The 15,008-nt window shown below is 71.8% G+C and carries 14 protein-coding genes; 11 read left to right on the top strand and 3 right to left on the bottom strand.

The window, feature by feature from the left end:
- Positions 1-185: 185 nt before the first annotated feature.
- Genes ileS through D7I47_RS00965 form a run of 5 tightly spaced genes read left to right on the top strand, consistent with a single transcriptional unit; the run spans position 186 to position 6,394 of the window.
- Positions 186-3,353: an isoleucine--tRNA ligase gene (gene ileS / locus D7I47_RS00985; RefSeq protein ID WP_120761317.1), complete on the top strand. Its 3,168-nt coding sequence runs from the start codon at positions 186-188 to the stop codon at positions 3,351-3,353.
- Entirely contained in the window at positions 3,350-4,735 is a 1,386-nt protein-coding gene (locus tag D7I47_RS00980; protein WP_120761316.1) for a bifunctional folylpolyglutamate synthase/dihydrofolate synthase, read from the top strand. The genes ileS and D7I47_RS00980 overlap by 4 nt, the downstream gene beginning before the upstream one ends.
- Complete coding sequence (locus D7I47_RS00975) at positions 4,732-5,169, top strand: DUF4233 domain-containing protein (RefSeq protein ID WP_120761315.1); 438 nt, start codon at positions 4,732-4,734, stop codon at positions 5,167-5,169. Before D7I47_RS00980 ends, D7I47_RS00975 begins: the two co-directional genes overlap by 4 nt.
- Positions 5,163-5,594: a nucleoside-diphosphate kinase gene (gene ndk, locus D7I47_RS00970; protein WP_120763748.1), complete on the top strand. Its 432-nt coding sequence runs from the start codon at positions 5,163-5,165 to the stop codon at positions 5,592-5,594. The genes D7I47_RS00975 and ndk overlap by 7 nt, the downstream gene beginning before the upstream one ends.
- Complete coding sequence (locus tag D7I47_RS00965) at positions 5,591-6,394, top strand: tyrosine-protein phosphatase (RefSeq protein ID WP_120761314.1); 804 nt, start codon at positions 5,591-5,593, stop codon at positions 6,392-6,394. The genes ndk and D7I47_RS00965 overlap by 4 nt, the downstream gene beginning before the upstream one ends.
- A 10-nt stretch (positions 6,395-6,404) precedes the next feature.
- On the opposite strand, the gene D7I47_RS00960 is transcribed toward D7I47_RS00965, so the two are convergent.
- Together D7I47_RS00960 and D7I47_RS00955 are read right to left on the bottom strand one after the other, a co-directional pair.
- Positions 6,405-7,277 (bottom strand): DsbA family protein, encoded by an 873-nt coding sequence (locus D7I47_RS00960; RefSeq protein ID WP_120761313.1) that lies wholly within the window; start codon positions 7,275-7,277, stop codon positions 6,405-6,407.
- 67 nt (positions 7,278-7,344) lie between these two features.
- Positions 7,345-8,034 carry a vitamin K epoxide reductase family protein gene (locus D7I47_RS00955; protein WP_120761312.1) on the bottom strand — a complete coding sequence of 230 codons (690 nt, stop codon included), beginning with the start codon at positions 8,032-8,034 and terminating at the stop codon, positions 7,345-7,347.
- A gap of 256 nt (positions 8,035-8,290) precedes the next feature.
- On the opposite strand from D7I47_RS00955, the gene D7I47_RS00950 reads away from it, so the two are divergent.
- A complete protein-coding gene (locus D7I47_RS00950) occupies positions 8,291-10,618 on the top strand; it encodes an Rne/Rng family ribonuclease (protein ID WP_405083444.1) in 2,328 nt (775 codons plus the stop codon).
- Between the two features lie 195 nt (positions 10,619-10,813).
- On the opposite strand, the gene D7I47_RS00945 is transcribed toward D7I47_RS00950, so the two are convergent.
- Positions 10,814-11,083 carry a DUF4031 domain-containing protein gene (locus D7I47_RS00945; RefSeq protein WP_120761311.1) on the bottom strand — a complete coding sequence of 90 codons (270 nt, stop codon included), beginning with the start codon at positions 11,081-11,083 and terminating at the stop codon, positions 10,814-10,816.
- A gap of 46 nt (positions 11,084-11,129) precedes the next feature.
- On the opposite strand from D7I47_RS00945, the gene D7I47_RS00940 reads away from it, so the two are divergent.
- The 5 genes from D7I47_RS00940 (at position 11,130) to proB (ending at position 14,743) form a co-directional block, all read left to right on the top strand.
- On the top strand, positions 11,130-11,633 hold the full coding sequence (locus D7I47_RS00940) for a hypothetical protein (protein ID WP_120761310.1): 504 nt from the start codon (positions 11,130-11,132) through the stop codon (positions 11,631-11,633).
- Between the two features lie 138 nt (positions 11,634-11,771).
- On the top strand, positions 11,772-12,080 hold the full coding sequence (gene rplU / locus D7I47_RS00935; protein WP_120761309.1) for a 50S ribosomal protein L21: 309 nt from the start codon (positions 11,772-11,774) through the stop codon (positions 12,078-12,080).
- A 15-nt stretch (positions 12,081-12,095) separates the two neighbouring features.
- Positions 12,096-12,350, top strand: coding sequence for a 50S ribosomal protein L27 (rpmA, locus tag D7I47_RS00930; protein ID WP_120761308.1), 255 nt, complete (start codon positions 12,096-12,098; stop codon positions 12,348-12,350).
- Between the two features lie 99 nt (positions 12,351-12,449).
- Complete coding sequence (gene obgE / locus D7I47_RS00925; RefSeq protein ID WP_120761307.1) at positions 12,450-13,970, top strand: GTPase ObgE; 1,521 nt, start codon at positions 12,450-12,452, stop codon at positions 13,968-13,970.
- Positions 13,967-14,743, top strand: coding sequence for a glutamate 5-kinase (gene proB / locus D7I47_RS00920; protein WP_120761306.1), 777 nt, complete (start codon positions 13,967-13,969; stop codon positions 14,741-14,743). Before obgE ends, proB begins: the two co-directional genes overlap by 4 nt.
- The last annotated feature ends 265 nt before the right edge of the window (positions 14,744-15,008 follow it).

The raw sequence follows: 15,008 nt of genomic DNA, 5'->3' as shown, positions 1-15,008 counted from the left end.
GACTGCGATCCGGCCATCACCGGGGAGTCCTCGGAAGAACCCGTCCCCGGACGGCACTAGAACCGAGCGGGTGCGCCCGTCATCGCGTGCAACGAGCGGTCGACCCCCGGGTCGGCAAGCGAGGTGGTACCGCGGCATCCGTCGTCCTCGTGAGAGCAGCAGCCCACGACATACGGACGGACCGGATGAGCTACCCCCGCCACAGCGACGCAGACGGCGTCCCCGCGTCGCCGCGCTTCCCCGAGATCGAGGGCGGCATCCTCGCCTTCTGGAAGGCCGACGGCACCTTCCAGGCGTCCATCGACGAGCGCGAGGGCGCCCCCGAGTGGGTGTTCTACGACGGCCCGCCGTTCGCCAACGGCCTGCCGCACTACGGCCACCTGCTCACCGGGTACGCGAAGGACGTCTTCCCGCGCTACCAGACGATGCGCGGCAAGCAGGTGCACCGCCGCTTCGGCTGGGACACCCACGGCCTGCCCGCCGAGCTCGAGGCGATGCGCCAGCTCGGCATCACGACCAAGGCCGAGATCGAGCAGATGGGGATCGGCGCCTTCAACGCGAAGGCGCGCGCCTCGGTGCTGCACTACACGCAGGAGTGGGAGGACTACGTCACCCGGCAGGCGCGCTGGGTCGACTTCGACCACGCCTACAAGACCCTCGACGTGAGCTTCATGGAGTCGGTCATCTGGGCCTTCTCCGAGCTCCACGCGAAGGGCCTCGCCTACGAGGGCTTCCGCGTGCTGCCGTACTGCTGGAACGACGAGACGCCGCTCAGCAACCACGAGCTGCGCATGGACGACGACGTCTACAAGATGCGCCAGGACCAGTCGGTCACGGTGACCTTCCCGCTCGTCGGCGAGAAGGCGGAGGCGCTCGGCCTTACCGCCGTGAACGCCCTGGCCTGGACGACGACCCCGTGGACGCTGCCGACGAACGCCGCGCTCGCCGTGGGCCCCGCGATCGAGTACGCCGTCGTGCGCACCGGTGACGGCACGAAATACCTGCTCGCCGCCGACACGATCGGCGCCTACGCGAAGGAGCTCGGCGAGCACGAGGTCGAGCGCACCCTCACGGGCGCCGAGCTCGAGGGCGTGCAGTACGACCGGCTGTGGGACCACTACGCGGACGCCTACGGCCCGGATGCGTTCCGCATCCTCGTCGCCGACTACGTCGCCACGGGCGAGGGCACGGGCATCGTGCACCAGGCGCCCGCCTACGGCGAGGACGACCAGCTCACCTGCGCCGCGGCCGGCATCCCCGTCGTGCTGTCGCTCGACGACGGCGGGCGCTTCCTGCCCGAGGTCGCCGAGGTCGCGGGGCTGCGCTGGGACGAGGCGAACAAGCCGCTCGTGCAGCTGCTGCGCGAGAACGGCCGGCTCCTCCAGCTCAAGAGCTACGAGCACAGCTACCCGCACTGCTGGCGCTGCCGCAATCCGCTCATCTACAAGGCCGTCTCGAGCTGGTTCGTGCGGGTGCCCGAGTTCCGCGACCGGATGGGCGAGCTCAACCAGCGCATCAACTGGGTGCCCGAGAACGTCAAGGACGGCCAGTTCGGCAAGTGGCTCGCGAACGCGCGCGACTGGTCGATCAGCCGCAACCGCTACTTCGGCAGCCCCATCCCGGTGTGGAAGTCGGACGACCCCGCCTACCCGCGCGTCGACGTCTACGGTTCGCTCGCGGAGCTCGAGCGCGACTTCGGCCGGCTGCCGCTCGACGAGAACGGCGAGCCCAACCTGCACCGCCCCTACATCGACGAGCTCACCCGCGCGAACCCCGACGACCCGACCGGCCGCAGCGTCATGCGCCGCATCGAGGACGTGCTCGACGTGTGGTTCGACTCCGGGTCGATGCCGTTCGCGCAGGTGCACTACCCGTTCGAGAACCGCGAGTGGTTCGACACCCACAACCCGGCCGACTTCATCGTCGAGTACATCGGGCAGACGCGCGGCTGGTTCTACATGATGCACGTGCTGTCGACGGCCCTGTTCGACCGCCCGGCCTACAAGAACGTGCTGAGCCACGGCATCGTGCTCGGCTCCGACGGGCAGAAGATGTCGAAGTCGCTGCGCAACTACCCCGACGTCTCAGAGGTCTTCGACCGCGACGGTGCGGATGCCATGCGCTGGTTCCTGCTGGCGAGCTCCGTCATCCGCGGCGGCAACCTCATCGTCACCGAGGAGGGCATCCGCCAGGGCGTGCGCGAGCTCATGCTGCCGCTGTGGTCGAGCTACTACTTCTTCACCCTCTACGCGAACACGGCCGGTTACGAGGCCGGGTGGCGCACCGACTCCGCGCATCCGCTCGACCGCTACCTGCTCGCCAAGACGCGCGAGCTCGTGCAGACGGTGACTGCGCAGCTCGACGACTTCGACACCCCGCTCGCGAGCGCGGCGCTGCGCGACTTCGCCGACGTGCTCACCAACTGGTACGTGCGGCGCAGCCGCGAGCGCTTCTGGGTGGGCGACGACCGCGACGCCTTCGACACGCTCTACACGGTGCTCGAGACGGTCACCCGCCTCGCCGCGCCCCTGCTGCCGCTCGTCTCGGAGGAGATCTGGCGCGGGCTCACCGGCGGCCGGAGCGTGCACCTGACGGACTGGCCGAGCGCCGCCGAGTTCCCGGTCGACACCGAGCTCGTGCGCTCGATGGACCGCGTGCGCGAGATCGCCTCCTCGGGACTCGCGCTGCGCAAGGCGCGCGGGCTGCGCGTGCGCCTGCCGCTCGCGGGGCTCACGTTCGTCGCGACGGATGCCGCGGGCCTCGACGGCTTCGCCGACATCCTGCGCGAGGAGCTCAACGTGAAGGCCGTGGCGCTCGCGCCGCTCGTCGAGTCGAGCCTCGCCGACTTCGGCATCGAGCGGCGGCTCTCCGTCAACGCGCGCGCCCTCGGGCCGCGCCTCGGCAAGGAGGTGCAGCGCGTCATCCAGGCCGCGAAGTCGGGCGACTGGTCGGTCGACGGCGAGCGGGTCACCGCGGGCGGGGTCGACCTGCTCGCCGGCGAGTACGAGCTCGAACTGACCGTGGCCGACCCGGAGAGCGCGATCGCGTTCCTGCCCGCGGGCGGCTTCGTCGTGCTCGACACGCACGTCACCGCCGAGCTCGCCGCCGAGGGCCTCGCGCGCGACGTCGTGCGCGCCGTGCAGCAGGCCCGCAAGGACGCCGGCTTCGAGGTGAGCGACCGCATCCTGCTGACCCTCGCGGGCGACGCGGATGCGGTGGCCGCGGTCGAGGCGCACCGCGGGCTCATCGCGGGCGAGACCCTTGCCACGAGCGTCGTGACCCGTGAGGCTGAGGGGGGAGCGACGCCGGTCGGCGACGCCTCCGCCGTGACGATCGAGGTGGTGCGCGCATGAGCGCAGACGATCCGGACGCCTACGACGAGCTCGAGGCCGCCGAGTTCCGGGCCGCGGCGGATGCCGCCTACGCCGAACTGCTCGGACGCGTGGGCGAGGTGGCGCCGCAGCCGCGCCTCGAGCCGACGCGCCGCGCCGTCGAGCTGCTCGGCGACGTGCACCGGGCGGCGCCCGTCGTGCACGTCACGGGCACCAACGGCAAGACCTCCACGAGCCGCATGATCGAGTCGCTGCTGCGCGCCACGGGTCTGCGCACGGGCCTGCTCACGAGCCCGCACCTCGAGCGCGTCACCGAGCGCATCATGATCGACGGCGTGCCGATCTCGGACGAGGCCTTCGCGCGCAACTGGGACGACATCCGCCCGTACCTGCTCATGGTCGACGCCGAGCTCGCCGCGGACGGCGAGGAGACGCTGACCTTCTTCGAGGCGCTCACGGTGCTCGCCTTCGCGAGCTTCGCCGACGCGCCCGTCGACGTCGTCGTGCTCGAGGTCGGAATGGGCGGCGAGTGGGACTCGACGAACGTCGCCGACGGGCAGGTGGCCGTGTTCACGCCCATCGCGCTCGACCACACCCAGCGACTCGGCTCGACCGTCGCCGAGATCGCGCGCACCAAGGCGGGCATCATCAAGCCCGCCGCGACCGTCGTCACCGCGATCCAGCCGATCGAGGCGCTCGACGAGCTGCGCGCCGCCGCCGCGATCGACGAGGCGACGCTCGAGATCGAGCGCGTCGACTTCGCCCTCGAGTCCACGACGGTCGCCGTCGGCGGGCAGCTCGTCGACATCCGCGGTCGCGCGGGCCGCTACACGAGCGTCTTCCTGCCGCTCTACGGCGACCACCAGGCGCAGAACGCGGCCGTCGCGGTCGCCGCCGTCGAGTCGTTCCTCGGCGACGGCACCGTCGCACTCGATCCGGATGTCGTGGCCGAGGGCTTCGGGCAGGTCGCCTCGCCCGGGCGCCTGCAGCTCGTCGGCGTCGAGCCGACCGTGCTCGTGGACGCCGCGCACAACCCGCACGGCGCGGCCGCGCTCGCGGCGGCCCTGCAGGAGTACTTCGACTTCGACGAGTTCGGCTTCGTGCTCGGCGTGCTCGCCGACAAGGACGCCCACGGGATCGTCGCCGAGCTCGCCGCCACGGCGAGCCGCGTCGACGTCACGCAGTCGAGCTCCGACCGGGCGGTCGACGCCGAGGAGCTCGCCGAGCTCGTGCGCGACGACGTCGAACCGGATGCCGTGTTCGTGCACCACGAGCTCGCGGACGCCGTCGAGGCCGCCCGGGTGTGGGCGTCGGAGTCGCCCCGCCGCGCCGTCGTCGTGACCGGCTCGATCACCCTCGTCGGCGACGTCATCGCGCTCGCCCGCGACGGGGGCTGGAAGTGACCGCCGCCCCGCGTGCGCCCCGCACGCGGGTGCGTCGCGAGCGCTCGCTCGTCGAGACGCTGCTGTCGATCGTGCTCGTGCTCGAGGCGATCATGCTGTTCTTCGCCTCGCTCGTGGTGTTCGGCCTCGACCGCCTCGACCCCGACTGGTCGGCGCTCGTCTACGGCGGCATCCTCATGCTCGTGCTCGCGATCGTCGCGGGCCTGCAGCGCTGGAGCTGGGGGGTCTGGACGGGCGGGGCCCTGCAGCTCGTCATCATCGCGACGGGCGTCGTCGAGCCCGCCATGTTCCTCGTCGGCTCCGGCTTCGCCGCCATGTGGGTGTACTGCTACGTGCGCGGCCGCCAGATCGACACCCGCAAGGCGGCCTGGCTGGCCGCCCACGCCGAAGCGGAGGCCGAGGCCGCCGCACACACCGAAGGAGACGCATCGTGACCGCCGTGGAAGAGACCCTCGTCATCGTCAAGCCCGACGGGGTGGCCCGCAACCTCACGGGCGAGATCCTGCGCCGCATCGAGGCGAAGGGCTACCAGCTCGTCGACATCCGCCTGCTGCAGGCCGACCGTGAGCTGCTCGCCGCCCACTACGCCGAGCACGAGGGCAAGCCGTTCTACGAGCCGCTCGTCGAGTTCATGGAGTCGGGCCCCGTCGTCGCGATGCGCGTCGCCGGGAACCGGGTCATCGAGGGCTTCCGCGCCCTCGCCGGCACGACCGACCCGACGAGCGCGGCCCCCGGCACCATCCGCGGCGACCTCGCGCGCGACTGGGGTCTCAAGGTGCAGCAGAACCTCGTGCACGGCTCCGACGCGCCCGAGTCGGCCGCGCGCGAGCTCGCGCTCTGGTTCCCGGCGCGCGGATGACGGCGGCACCCGGCGCACACATCGCGCTCGCGACGCTGCCGAACCTCCGCGACGCGGGCGGCTGGGTCGCCGCCGGCGGCCGCCGGGTGCGCACGGGCCTGCTGTTCCGCTCGACGGCGCTCGACCGGCTGGACGACGCGGATGCCGCGACGCTCGCCGGCTACGGCATCCGCTGCGTCGTCGACTTCCGCACCGAGACCGAGCGCGTGAACCAGCCCGACCGCGCCCTCGCGGGCGTGCGCGCGATGGTCGAGGACGTGCTCGCCGACTCCCAGGTCGCGGCGCCCGCCCAGATGCAGGCGTTCTTCCGCGACCCCGCGCAGGCGATCGCCTTCCTCGCGAGCGGTCGAGCCGACGACGCGATGCGCTCCGCGTACCGCGAGTTCATCACGCTGCCGAGCGCCCGCGCGGGGCTCGGGGCCTTCTACCGGCTGCTGCTCGACGGGGTCGACGTGCCCGTGCTCTACCACTGCACGACCGGCAAGGACCGCACCGGCTGGGCGACCGCCGCGCTGCTCACCCTGCTCGGCGTCTCGGAGGACGACGTCTACCGGGAGTACCTGCTCACCAACGAGCAGCTGCTGCCCGCGCTCGAGCCGCTGTTCCAGCGGTTCGCCGCGCACGGCGCCCCGCGCGAACTGCTGATCCCGGTGCTCGGCGTCGACCGCAGCTACCTCGACGAGGCGTTCCGCGTCATGCGGGCCGAGTTCGGCGGCATCGAGGCCTACTTCGCGGAGGGACTCGGCATCCGCGAGACGGAGCAGGCGGCCCTCGCGGACCGCCTGCTCATCGACGCGTGACCGGGGCCGCTCAGGCGGCCTGCGAGATCGCGTAGACGAACGCCTGGAACTCCTCGGCGCTGTCCCACGAGGTGGTCGGCGTGTACTGCTGGCCGTCGATGAGGATCGTCGGCGTGCCGCTCACGTTGGCGAGCTCGGTGTTCGGCAGCGGCCCGGCGAGGGCGCGGTCGGTCGCCGCGCTCACCCAGGGCTCGAAGCTCACGCCGCGGATGCAGCTGTTGACGTCCTCGTCGTCGAGGCCCGCGCTCTTCACCACATCGACGATCGCCGAGTTGCCGAGACCCGGTCCGCCCTCGGACGGCTGCTGCTCGTACATGGCGGCCATGACGTCGAGGAACGACTCGGGCGCGTAGTTCGCGACGCACGCGCCCGCGTTGTTGGCGCGGGTCGCGAAGTCGGTCGTGTAGCCGCGGTAGTCGAGGATCGAGATCGGGTGCACCTCGAGGGTGGCCGAGCCGTCGGCGACGAGCGACTGGATGTAGTCGGCGTTGGCGCCCTCGAAGGCCTTGCAGACCGGGCAGGAGAAGTCGACGTACATGACGATGTTGAGCGCGTCGTCGCGCGGCGTCGTCGCGATCGGGTCGGTGCCCTTCGCGATCGCCTTCGTCTCGACGTGCTGCACGCCGCCCGCGCCATCCGTCTCGAAGAGGATGCCGTCGCTGATCATGTTGAGCGGGCCGGCCTCCTGCTTGGGCGCCGGCTGGAAGGCGATGACGGCCCAGACGACCCCGGCGACGACGGCGAGGATCGCGACGGACGCCACCGTCGGGATGAGCCACTTGAGCGTCTTCTGACGCTTGAGCTGCTTCTCGCGGGCCGCGCGGGCTGCCTCGCGGGCCTCCTCGCGGCGCTGGTTCTTGGTCGGCTTGGGCGCGTTGGTCACGGGTGAAATCCTGCTTCGGTGGGGATCGGAGAACGCTGGGAACGGGTGCCTGGAGTCTACCGGGGGCTCAGGAGAAGATCTGGATGATGCTCTGCACGACGGGCAGCTGGGTCTGCGCGATGCCGAAGATCACGAGCATGATGACGATGCTGATCGGGGCGACCCAGGGCAGCAGCGCGCGGCCGACCGTCACGCCCCGGGCCCCGAAGACGCCCGCCGCGAGGTTGCGGAACGTCACCGCGAGGAAGGTCGGGTAGGTGACCGACCAGGTGAGCACGCAGTAGGGGCAGAGGGTGCGCAGGTTCGAGGCGAAGATCGACTGCGCGGCGAGCCAGATCACGAAGACGACCGCGCCGAGCACGCCGATGTTGAACACGGTCCAGTACCAGCGCGGGAACCGGGCGCCCGCGAGCACCGAGACGCCGACGACGATGGGCGCCATCCAGCAGATGAGGCCGATGATCGGGTTCGGGAAGCCGAACACGCTGCCCTGCCAGGAGTCGAGATTCTTCGTGCACTGCACGAAGGCGTTGAAGTCGCAGCTCGCGACCGAGCCGGGGGTCTGCAGCGCGTGGATCTTCTCGATCGTGAGCGCGGCCGCCGCGATCTCGCCGACGATGCCCGCCAGGATGAGCCAGATGGCGAACACCCACGGCGTGCGGTCCGAGGTGCGGGGCTCCGGAACCTCGAGCTCGTCGAACTCCTCGTCGTCGAGCTCGTCGTCGTAGTCGGTGTCGGGGTGGGCGACGTCGGTCATGGCGCGATCCTCCCACGCCGAGGGTGAGGAAATGCCGCGAACGGCATCCTCGTGCGATAATCGTGACAGTCGCCCCCACGGGCGGCCCACAACAAGCTTGACCGGGCTTCACCGGGCCGAGAGGTGCTCCTCCCGCCGCGTCGGGAAACGCATCCAGACGGATAGCCAGTTCCGCGGGTCCGCCGGACCCGGGCTGTGACAGAGCCCACGCCGTGAGAGGGCGAACGCGACCGACCGCCTTGCGAGGTCGCGGACCATGAACAGGATTGGCGTTCCGCATCACGCGGGACCGCAGGAGAGTACCCGGAGGCCGGCGCGGCCGCCCCGGGCGAGGAGTGCACCAGAGATGGTGGAGAACGACGTACCCGAGACCGACCCGGTGAACGCCCCGGACGCCGAGCAGCAGCCCGCGGCCGAGGCGCCGAAGGCGAAGAAGCCGGCCCGCAGCCGCGCGAAGAAGAAGGCGGAGCCCGCGGCGGATGCCGAGCTCGCGCCCGAAGCGGACGCCGAGCCCGCCGCCGAGGAGCCCGCCTCGCCGTTCGCGCTGCTGTTCCAGGCGCCCCCGCCTCCGCCCCCCGGCGCCGCCGCGCCGACGAGCGCCCCCGAGGACGAGCCCGCCGCCGCCGGCACGAGCTCCTCGCGCCGTCGCAGCCGCCGTCGTGCGGGCGACGCGCCCCGCGAGGGCGAGGACGCCCCCGGCACGACCGTCCGGGTGCGCCAGCCCCGCCAGGCGCCCGCCCCCATCACCGAGCCGCAGCGTGTCAAGGGCTCCACGCGCCTCGAGGCCAAGAAGCAGCGCCGCCGCGACGGCCGCGACGCCGGCCGCCGCCGCCCCGTCATCACCGAGGCCGAGTTCCTCGCCCGCCGCGAGTCGGTCGACCGCGTCATGGTGGTGCGCTCGAAGTTCGGCCGCATCCAGATCGGCGTGCTCGAGGACGGCGTGCTCGTCGAGCACTACGTCGCCCGTGCCGCCGACGCGAGCCTCATCGGCAACGTCTACCTGGGGCGCGTGCAGAACGTGCTGCCCTCGATGGAGGCCGCCTTCGTCGACATCGGCCGCGGCCGCAACGCCGTGCTCTACTCGGGCGAGGTCGACTGGGAGGCCGCCGCGGCCGCCGCCGAGGAGGCGGGCCGCGAGAAGAACCAGGCGCGCAAGATCGAGCTCGCCCTCAAGCCCGGCGACCGTGTGCTCGTGCAGGTCACCAAGGACCCGGTCGGCCACAAGGGCGCCCGCCTCACGAGCCAGGTGAGCCTCCCCGGCCGCTACCTCGTGTACGTGCCCGGCGGATCCATGAACGGCATCAGCCGCAAGCTCCCCGACACCGAGCGCGCGCGCCTCAAGAAGATCCTCAAGGAGGTGCTGCCGGATGACGCGGGCGTCATCGTGCGCACCGCCGCCGAGGGCGCCACCGAGGAGCAGCTGACGCTCGACGTGCAGCGGCTGACCTCGCAGTGGGCCGAGATCGAGCGTGCCGTGGAGACCCAGCAGGCGCCCGCGCTGCTGCACTCCGAGCCCGACCTGCTGCTCAAGATCGTGCGCGACGTCTTCAACGAGGACTTCCAGAAGCTCATCATCGCGGGCGACGACGCGCAGGGCACGATCGAGAAGTACCTCGCCGCCGTCGCACCCGATCTGCTCGACCGCGTCGAGCGCTACGAGGACGAGGTCGACAGCTTCGACAAGCACCGCATCACCGAGCAGATCGAGAAGGCGCTCGAGCGCAAGGTCTGGCTGCCCTCGGGCGGCTCGCTCGTCATCGACCGCACCGAGGCGATGACGGTCGTCGACGTCAACACGGGCAAGTTCGTGGGGTCCGGCGGCAACCTCGAGGAGACCGTCACCAAGAACAACCTCGAGGCGGCGGAGGAGATCGTGCGCCAGCTGCGGCTGCGCGACATCGGCGGCATCATCGTCGTCGACTTCATCGACATGGTGCTCGAGTCCAACCGCGACCTCGTGCTGCGCCGGCTCGTCGAGTGCCTGTCGCGCGACCGCACCAAGCACCAGGTGGCCGAGGTCACCTCCCTCGGTCTCGTGCAGATGACCCGCAAGAAGCTGGGCCTGGGCCTGCTCGAGTCGTTCTCGGAGACCTGCGAGGTGTGCGCGGGCCGCGGCCTCATCGTGCACCACGACCCGGTCTTCAAGCACCGCGGCGCCCAGCCCGAGCCGAGCGCCGGTTCCTCGCGCAGCCGTCGCGGTCGCGGGGGCAACGGCGGCGGAGGCGGCAACGGGAACGGCAACGGGGGCACCCCGGCGGCGAAGCCCGCGGGCGGCGGCACCCACGAGATCACCGACGACGTGCGCAACGCGCTCGCCAAGATCGCGGCGAAGACCGTGCACCACGACGAGCACGCCGAGCCGGCCGCCGAGCAGGTGGCGGAGGCGGTCGCGGCCGCCCCCGTCGAGATCCTCGACATCCCGATCGAGCCGGTGCGCGTCGAGCGCCCCGCGGTTGACCCGGATGCCGTGCTCGGCCCCGTGCTCGCCTCGCTGCCCGAGCCCGCGGCCCCCGGCCGCGGCCGCTCGCGTCGCTCGCGCCGCGCCTCCTCCTCCGCCGGTTCCCCCGACACCACCGCCGGCTGAGCAGGCTCAGCCGCGCCTCCGCACCCCGCACTCCGCACCCCACCTCAGCCTTCCCATCTCAAGGAGTCCGGCCTCCCATAGGCCACATCCGCCACGGGAGGCGACAGGAGTCACACCACCTCCTTGAAACGGGTTCCCGAACTCCTTGAGATGGGAACGCCCGGACGCCCGCGCGCTCCGGATGCGGCGCGCGGCTCAGCCGCGCTTGTCGCGCTGGCGCACGCGCAGGCCGGAGGCCTGCAGGCGGCGCAGCAGTTCGCGCCCCGTGACGGGCTCCGCGCCGAGCGCGATGAGCTCGTCACGGCGTGCGGCGGGGTAGTCGTAGTGGTCGTGGTCGAAGCCGCGCTCCGGGATGCCGGCGCGGCGCGCGAAGGCGTGCAGCTCCTCGAGCGAGGTGTCGGAGACCAGGTGCCCCCACACGGTGCCGTGGTTGGGCCAGATCGCCTCGTCGATGAGGACAGGCATGCCGCGATCCTAGGCGGCCACGGCATCCGCTCGTAGGCTCGCAGCCATGACGCACCACGACTCCGCGCGCCCGACGACCCTCGTACCGCGCCGGGATCCGCGTCCGGCGCTGCTCGCGGCGGCGATCGTCGCGGGGGTGGCCCTGCTGCAGCGTCTCGCGTCGCTCGCGCAGTCGCTCGTCTGGCTCGGCGACCAGGACTACCTCGTGGGCGTCGTGTTGCCGTTCGTGAACGGCGTGCTCGTCGACGTGGTCGCCTTCTCGGCGGGCGTGTTCCTGCTGCTGTGGTTGCTGCCCGCCCGCCAGGGGGATCGCGTGCTCGTCGTGCTCGGCAAGGGGCTCGCCGCCGCGGCCGCCGGGGTGCTGCTGTCGACCGTCGTGAGCTTCGTGGTGGCGCTCGTCTCGACCGGCATCTGGAGCCTCGGCGACGTGCGGTACTACGGCGGTTTCAACCCCTTCGCGTCCCTCGTTCCCGAGCTGCTGGCGAGCGCGCCGCTCGTCATGCTCGTGGTGCTCGCGCTGTGGGTCGTGCGCCGCGTGCCGCGCTCCTGAGCGCGTTTGCCGGATGCGCCCGCGTCGGCTATTCTTGATCCTTGGTGTCTGCAGGGCTTCGCCCGCATTCTGACGCCCTGCGGAGCGGGCCCCGGCCCGTCGCCGCAACAGACTTCCATCCATACGTAAGGAACTCACGTGGTTTACGCAGTTGTGCGCGCCGGTGGTCGGCAGGAGAAGGTCGAGGTGGGCACGGTCGTCGTGCTCGACCGCCTTCAGGCCGAGGCCGGTGGCAAGGTCGAGCTCACCCCCGTTCTCTTCGTCGACGGTGACACGATCACGCACGACGAGAAGGCCCTCGCCAAGGTCAAGGTGACCGCCGAGGTCATCGGCCACGAGCGCGGCCCGAAGATCGTCATCCAGAAGTTCAAGAACAAGACCGGGTACAAGAAGCGCCAGGGCCACCGCTCGGAGCTCACCCGCGTCAAGATCACCGGCATCAAGTAAGCAGGGGCTGAAGACATGGCACACAAGAAGGGCGCATCGTCCACCCGCAACGGTCGTGACTCGAACGCGCAGTACCTCGGCGTGAAGCGGTTCGGCGGCCAGGTCGTGAAGGCCGGCGAGATCCTCGTCCGCCAGCGCGGCACCCACTTCCACCCCGGCGTGAACGTCGGCCGCGGTGGCGACGACACACTGTTCGCCCTCGAGGCGGGCGCCGTCGAGTTCGGCACCAAGGGCGGCCGCAAGGTCGTCAACATCGTCACCCCGGCGTAGTCGCCCGGGCGACATCATCTTCGCGAAGGGCGGGCTGCGGCTCGCCCTTCGTCGTTTGTCCCGGGCTCCGGCCCGCATCGAGAACTGAAGGAGCAGCGGATGGCGAGCTTCGTCGACCGGGTGACGCTGCACCTGCGCTCCGGGCACGGCGGCAACGGCTGCGTGTCGGTGCGCCGCGAGAAGTTCAAGCCGCTGGCCGGCCCCGACGGCGGCAACGGCGGCAACGGCGGCGACATCGTGCTCGTCGCCGACCCGCAGGTCACCACCCTGCTGAACTACCACCGCGCCCCGCACCGCTCGAGCGGCAACGGCGGGCCCGGCATGGGCGACCACCGCTCGGGCTACCAGGGCGAGGAGCTCGTGCTGCCGGTGCCGGTCGGCACGGTCGTCACCTCCGCCGACGGCGAGCAGCTCGCCGACCTCGTCGACGCCGGGATGCGGGTGGTCGTCGCCGAGGGCGGTCGCGGCGGTCTCGGCAACGCGGCGCTCGCCACCACGAAGCGCAAGGCGCCCGGTTTCGCGCTGCTCGGCACCACCGGTTTCGAGGGCGACGTGCTGCTCGAGCTCAAGACGGTCGCGGATGTCGCGCTCGTCGGCTACCCGAGCGCCGGCAAGTCGAGCCTCATCGCCGCGCTCTCGGCCGCGAAGCCGAAGATCGCCGACTACCCGTTCACGACCCTGCACCCGAACCTCGGCGTCGTCGAGGCGGGCGAGGTGCGGTACACGATCGCGGACGTGCCGGGCCTCATCGAGGGCGCGAGCGAGGGCAAGGGCCTCGGCCTCGAGTTCCTGCGCCACGTCGAGCGCTGCTCGGCGCTGCTGCACGTGCTCGACTGCGCGACCCTTGAGCCCGGGCGCGACCCGATCAGCGACCTCGACGTGATCCTCGGCGAGCTCGCCGCGTATCCGGTGCCCGAGGGGCAGACGCCGCTGCTCGAGCGTCCGCAGCTCGTCGCGCTCAACAAGGTCGACGTGCCCGACGGCAAGGAGCTCGCCGACTTCGTGCGCCCCGAGCTCGAGCAGCGCGGCTACCGCGTGTTCGAGGTGTCGGCGGTGAGCCATGAGGGCCTGCGGCAGCTGTCGTACGCGCTCGCCGAGCTCGTCGAGGCCGACCGGAAGGACAAGGCGGCCGCCCCGCCGCCGCAGCGCATCGTCATCCGCCCGCGCGCGGTCGACGCGGTCGACTTCACGGTCACCCTGCACGGCGGCACCGAGCCCGAGTACCACGTGACGGGCGCGAAGCCCGAGCGCTGGGTGCAGCAGACCGACTTCGCCAACGACGAGGCGGTGGGCTTCCTCGCCGACCGGCTCGCGAAGCTGGGCGTCGAGGAGGAGCTCTTCGCGCAGGGCGCGGTGCCCGGCTCGACGGTCGTCATCGGCGACATGGTGTTCGACTGGGAGCCGACCCTCACCTCCGCCGCCGAGCTCATCACGAGCCCGCGCGGTACCGACGCGCGCCTCGACGACAACCAGCGCGCCACGCGCGCGGAGCGCCGCGAGCGCTACCACGAGCGGATGGATGCCAAGGCCGCCGCGCGCGCGGAGCTCGACGCCGAGCGCGAGGCGGGCCTGTGGTCGGACGACGAGGGCTTCGGGACCGGGGAAGAGGACGAGGGATGAGCCTGCGCGCGGCGGTCACCGAGGCGAAGCGCATCGTGGTGAAGGTGGGCTCCTCGTCGATCTCGGGGCCCAACGTGGGCCAGATCGAGCCCCTCGTCGACGCCCTCTCGGCGGCGCACGCGCGCGGCGCCGAGGTGATCCTCGTGTCGTCGGGCGCCATCGCCACGGGCATGCCCTACCTGCAGCTCGACGCGCGCCCCACCGACCTCGCCACCCAGCAGGCCGCCGCCGCGGTCGGGCAGAACGTGCTCATCTACCGCTACCAGGAGTCGCTGCGCCGCTACGCGATCGTCGCCGCGCAGGTGCTGCTGACGGCGGGCGACCTCGAGAACCCGACGCACCGCGGCAACGCGCAGCGTGCCATGGAGCGCCTCATCGACCTGCGCATCCTGCCGATCGTCAACGAGAACGACACGGTCGCCACCCACGAGATCCGCTTCGGCGACAACGACCGCCTCGCGGCCCTCGTCTCGGAGCTGATCGGCGCCGAGCTGCTCGTGCTGCTCTCGGACGTCGACGCGCTCTACACGCGCCCGCCGCACGAGCCGGGCGCGCGCGCCATCGAGCTCGTGCCGTTCGACGACGACCTCGCGGGTGTCGAGATCGGCGACATCGGCGCGGCCGGCGTCGGAACCGGGGGAGCGGGCACCAAGATCGCGGCCGCGAAGCTCGCCGCCGCCTCCGGCACCGCCGTGCTGCTCGCCTCCACCGCGAATGTCGCCGCCGCCCTCGCGGGCGAGCCCACCGGCACCTGGTTCGCCCCCCGCCCCTGACGGCCCCTGTGTCAAACGCTGCAGCGTTTGGCCTCCCGCGCAGGTGATTTCTGGCGCCCCGGGCACATTCCTGTAGCGCGTCGGCAGCGGCCGCGGTGCGGACCTCGATGTGGGCATGTCGGTCAAACGCTGCAGCGTTCACCCATCCGTCCCGTCGTCGCGGCGCGAGCGGCGCCGACGGGACCGGATGCGCTGCAGGTTTCGGCGGTGCGCTGCAGGGATGCCTGGCGCGGCAGGCCAGGCGCTGCAGCGTTTGACAGAACTA

Source organism: Protaetiibacter intestinalis (assembly GCF_003627075.1).
Lineage (GTDB): Bacteria > Actinomycetota > Actinomycetes > Actinomycetales > Microbacteriaceae > Homoserinibacter > Homoserinibacter intestinalis.
The sequence above is the reverse complement of the archived record's forward strand: the minus strand, read 5'-3'. Positions and strand labels throughout refer to the sequence as shown.

What these genes read in the sequence shown, in the direction of transcription:
- D7I47_RS00950 (WP_405083444.1), top strand. Translation starts at nt 8,291, where the DNA reads ATGAACAGGATTGGCGTTCCGCATCACGCGGGACCGCAGGAGAGTACC.
- D7I47_RS00980 (WP_120761316.1), top strand. Translation starts at nt 3,350, where the DNA reads ATGAGCGCAGACGATCCGGACGCCTACGACGAGCTCGAGGCCGCCGAG.
- proB (WP_120761306.1), top strand. Translation starts at nt 13,967, where the DNA reads ATGAGCCTGCGCGCGGCGGTCACCGAGGCGAAGCGCATCGTGGTGAAG.
- D7I47_RS00965 (WP_120761314.1), top strand. Translation starts at nt 5,591, where the DNA reads ATGACGGCGGCACCCGGCGCACACATCGCGCTCGCGACGCTGCCGAAC.
- D7I47_RS00940 (WP_120761310.1), top strand. Translation starts at nt 11,130, where the DNA reads ATGACGCACCACGACTCCGCGCGCCCGACGACCCTCGTACCGCGCCGG.
- obgE (WP_120761307.1), top strand. Translation starts at nt 12,450, where the DNA reads ATGGCGAGCTTCGTCGACCGGGTGACGCTGCACCTGCGCTCCGGGCAC.
- D7I47_RS00945 (WP_120761311.1), bottom strand. Translation starts at nt 11,083, where the DNA reads ATGCCTGTCCTCATCGACGAGGCGATCTGGCCCAACCACGGCACCGTG.
- rpmA (WP_120761308.1), top strand. Translation starts at nt 12,096, where the DNA reads ATGGCACACAAGAAGGGCGCATCGTCCACCCGCAACGGTCGTGACTCG.
- D7I47_RS00955 (WP_120761312.1), bottom strand. Translation starts at nt 8,034, where the DNA reads ATGACCGACGTCGCCCACCCCGACACCGACTACGACGACGAGCTCGAC.
- ileS (WP_120761317.1), top strand. Translation starts at nt 186, where the DNA reads ATGAGCTACCCCCGCCACAGCGACGCAGACGGCGTCCCCGCGTCGCCG.